Consider the following 3654-nt stretch of genomic DNA (forward strand, 5'->3'; position numbering starts at 1 on the left):
GCCAGGCCCAGCACCACGCTGGACACGCACACCAGCCAGGTGAAAAACCAGACGAACAGGGCCAAAACAAGGCTCACCGGAGCAAAAAGAAGTTTCAGCATGAACCTGAGTAAAAAGATCACCGTTCTTCCTCCTTTTTGCGCTCCGCCCAATAGTGGTCGCGGATCGTTTGAATGATTGCCTCATCGGATTCGTTCAGCTCCCTGTTTCCTTTTGTAAGGCTAACTTCCTCGTATCCGATGCAGTCAATCAGCAACAGGTCAAACAATTCTTCCGGTGTCCGGCAAAGGACCCCATCCACACAATCGCGATCTTCTCCGTTCCAGGAGACGCGAACATAGCCTCGGCGGCAGGGGAGGACTTCTTCCTCCAGGTCTTTTGACAAATAGTCTCCGAAAATGGCCAATACTGCTTGAAATGTCAACACGGTCATCACCTCCGCTTTACCCTTATTATCCCTGCTTTTTAAACAGAATGCAAGGATGTCACAAATAAAAAGCGGGAGGCCAGCCAACGCCAGACCTCCCGCCACATTACGAAAGAGATGCCAACCGGGTCAGAACTTCACGCACACTTTCCCAGAGCTGTTCCTGGTGCTTTGCAATATCCTCCAGGCCTTCTTCAAAATAATTTTCTACTAAAGAATAACCATCAAACAGACATTTGCTCGGCTAGAAGTGCATAAACATAGACTCTATTATTTTACTTTAATCGAAGGTAAATTGCATATAAGCAATCTCTGCCGGATCGTTCCAAAGGAATGCCTCGGTGATTTCCACCTCGATGGGCGAGGTAGCGTTATTCAACTCAAAAGCCTCCTGTACCTCGATTGTAGTTCCTGGACGTACATCAGTCGTCTGCATACTGCTGTCATATACTGAATCATCCATAATAATTGCAGAATCCAGACCAACCCCATCCTGAAATACAGAAGTCGCAACCGAAAAGAATGGGGAAGCGGTCTCATTGCTTTGATTGGTCCATAAGTAGGCGATGACCACGGCAGGATTTCCGGCATAATCCTGCGTGATTGTGGCAGACTTAATCTCTACTGTGTAGTCTCCCAATGTTGCAGGATTGACTCGCGCCGGTTCTACAGGTGCTTCGACCGTGTTTGCTGTGTCGAAGGACTCATCTAACAAGGAGAAAGAATCCATTAAACCGCCCATCATGGCATTGACGACCGTATCAGACGGGTCAATCTTCCATGCATTGTCCACAAGATTCAGAGAAACATCTACGGTGTTGGTCACTTTATCATCAGTGTGTTCCTCCATGATCGAATTTAGGATTTCCATGGACATAGTACTGAGTTCTTCTTCGCTGGGTTGCTGCTCAGCCGGTAGGAAAGCATAGCCTAGTGCCTGAGAGAAAATTTCTCCCATCCACTCGGCCAGAACTGCGCTCATATCAATGTTCGTAAACTCTACTGTTACCGTGGCAGTACCCGCATTTTCATTTTCAGTCGATTCGGTAATTTGATAAGACAAGTTCTCTGCTAGTTGCTCCAGTAGTTGCTGGGTATACGCATCTTCCTCAGCAGTTCCATTTGAGCTGCTGAAGTCTGTGTCACCCCAGTACTGCTCAATTGCTTCAGCATCCGCATTTTGAAATGCTTGGATGGCATCCTCCACTACTGATTCAGCTGATGCTCTACCGCCGCATCCGGCTAGAGAAACACCTAACGCAATAGCCATGACTATACTCACCAGCTTTTTCATGCTTTATCCTCCTCTTTTGTATTCTTCGTTTTGGATTTAAATATAGTATAACAAAAGTAATATACAATTGAAAGTACTATCATCGAGGCAAATCATAAATAATCGTACAGAAGCCCAGTATATCACCAACTACACTTTTGCACCATAGTAATTGGAGAATCGACTAACTAACATCGGTTACTTCATGACAACATATCAACCTTATGAGATTTCTGCCAACCGGGTCAGTATCTGGCCAATGGCCTCCCAAAGTTCGCTCTGTCTCTTGATAATATCCTCCAGGTCCGCCTCGTAAACCCGCCCGGTAGTGTTGACCCGGCGCACCAGCTGGTTGAGGTTGCTGCTGTGCCGGCGCAGCAGAGAGAGCAGCTCTTTCAGTTCCGGCAGGTCCAGCCGGACGGCGTACCCATCCAGCGCCATCTTGCGCAGATAGGCTTCCCGGTTGAAGATGCCAAGCTGTTCCATCTTGCTTTCAATCGCCGCCAACTCTTCCTCCGAGACGCGGAAATTGAGCTGAACGCCGCGCTTTCGCTTGGGCTGGCTCACCGCTCCGGCTCCTTCTTTTTGGGTGAGGCTTGCACAGGTGACTTCTTCTCTACCTTCTCCTGCGCCTGCTTGAGCTGCTCCCGGACAGAGGCGCGGGGCTGACGTTCTACCTCCCGCCGCGCCTGGCTTACGAACAGGTCGGTCAGGCCGGCGTGGCTGTCCACCACAAACTCACAGTTCCTCTCAAAGCCAAACGAATCCGGGTTGGGCGGGATGTCCACTGTTTTGGCCCAATCCTTGTTATAGGGATGGAAACGCCCGTCCCATCCCTTTTGCTGGATGGTGTTGGCCAGGACGTACATCACCCGTTCGCTGCCGAACTTCTGCATCACTTTGTCGGCGGTCCCCTTCGCAAGGCGTCTGCCGTCATAGTTTTGGTCAATACTCTGCTCAATGGCCTCCTTGCAGGCGATGTTGGCCTGATGCGAAACGCGGTATTGCTCCAGCTCCCCGTGCTCGCTGGCGTAGGCCGCGTTCTGCCGGTAGACCGGCAGCTCAGCAAAGGCAGCTTCCTTCTTTGCAGAGGCCAGGGCTGTTTGAATCTCCGCATCGCTCACCGCCACCAGCTCCTGAAAATCCAGCCCTTCCAGCTCATTCTCGATCAGTTCCTGCAGCGAACTGTACTGCCGGGCATCCAGAGGCTTGCCATCCAGCTTCCGCTCGATCTTGTAACCTTCAAGGTCCACATGGACTTGCAACGGGATATCCTCATCGCCCACGGTGGTGTAGGCGATGTTGACCCTGCTCAAGTCGCTGAAATCCGCCTGCGAAGCATACTCATAGGCGCAGAACTCGTCGATCAAAGTCTTAGCTCGCTCCAGCAGGCCGGCCTGCAGAGCATCCGCCCGGCTCTCGATACAGCTCCAAATCTCCTCCATGTGGCTGCTTTCCAGCTTGTCAAATTCTGCATAAACATCGGCCAGCGGTGAGGACGATGAGAGCAAAGCCGCCGCCTGGGCATCGGTCAGGTCGTTGTACTCCAGCGAGAGCAGAATGTCCTCCCGCATGACATATTCATAGGCGTGGTTCAAAATCTCCTGCGGCGGCTGGGCCAGCAGCCAGTCCCGGAACTGCTCCTGTTCCGCAAACATCTGCTTGTAAAGGGTGGTGTTCCACTGTTCATTGGTCATCTTTCAGCCTCCTTTTTATGCTGCTTATTCGGTGCGGATTTCTCGACTGCGGCGGCTTTCAGCCCGGCTAGGACCGACGGGCGGTGTCCCTCGCTCCGTTCATCCAGTTCAGCTTCAGATATGTCCTGCTCCGACTCAGGGCGGCCCTCCATGTTCAGCAAGGTGTCCAGCTCGGCCAGACGGGCGGATTTTTCAGCCAGCTCCGCTTCTTTGGGGAAAGGCTTTTCCACTTCCACTTGCGCCGCGTCCCGCTGCTG

The 3654-nt window shown here is 51.8% G+C and carries 4 protein-coding genes and 1 pseudogene; all 5 read right to left on the minus strand.

Annotated features, from left to right (window positions below; translation table 11 throughout):
* Window positions 1–118: 118 nt before the first annotated feature.
* Complete coding sequence (locus B5G12_RS13970; RefSeq protein ID WP_522731452.1) at window positions 119–514, minus strand: hypothetical protein; 396 nt, start codon at window positions 512–514, stop codon at window positions 119–121.
* Between the two features lie 193 nt (window positions 515–707).
* Complete coding sequence (locus B5G12_RS13975) at window positions 708–1721, minus strand: DUF5067 domain-containing protein (protein WP_087325469.1); 1014 nt, start codon at window positions 1719–1721, stop codon at window positions 708–710.
* 201 nt (window positions 1722–1922) lie between these two features.
* On the minus strand, window positions 1923–2267 hold the full coding sequence (locus B5G12_RS13980; protein ID WP_204245699.1) for a plasmid mobilization protein: 345 nt from the start codon (window positions 2265–2267) through the stop codon (window positions 1923–1925).
* The gene (locus B5G12_RS15265; protein WP_242956061.1) at window positions 2264–3397 is read right to left on the minus strand and encodes a DUF3849 domain-containing protein; all 1134 of its coding nucleotides are present in this window, start codon (window positions 3395–3397) and stop codon (window positions 2264–2266) included. The genes B5G12_RS13980 and B5G12_RS15265 overlap by 4 nt, the downstream gene beginning before the upstream one ends.
* Window positions 3394–3654: pseudogene (locus B5G12_RS13990) on the minus strand (hypothetical protein); the annotation flags it as partial. The gene B5G12_RS15265 and the pseudogene B5G12_RS13990, both read right to left, overlap by 4 nt.

Origin of the sequence: Faecalibacterium sp. An58 (genome assembly GCF_002161515.1) — a bacterium.
Classification (GTDB): domain Bacteria; phylum Bacillota; class Clostridia; order Oscillospirales; family Ruminococcaceae; genus Faecalibacterium; species Faecalibacterium avium.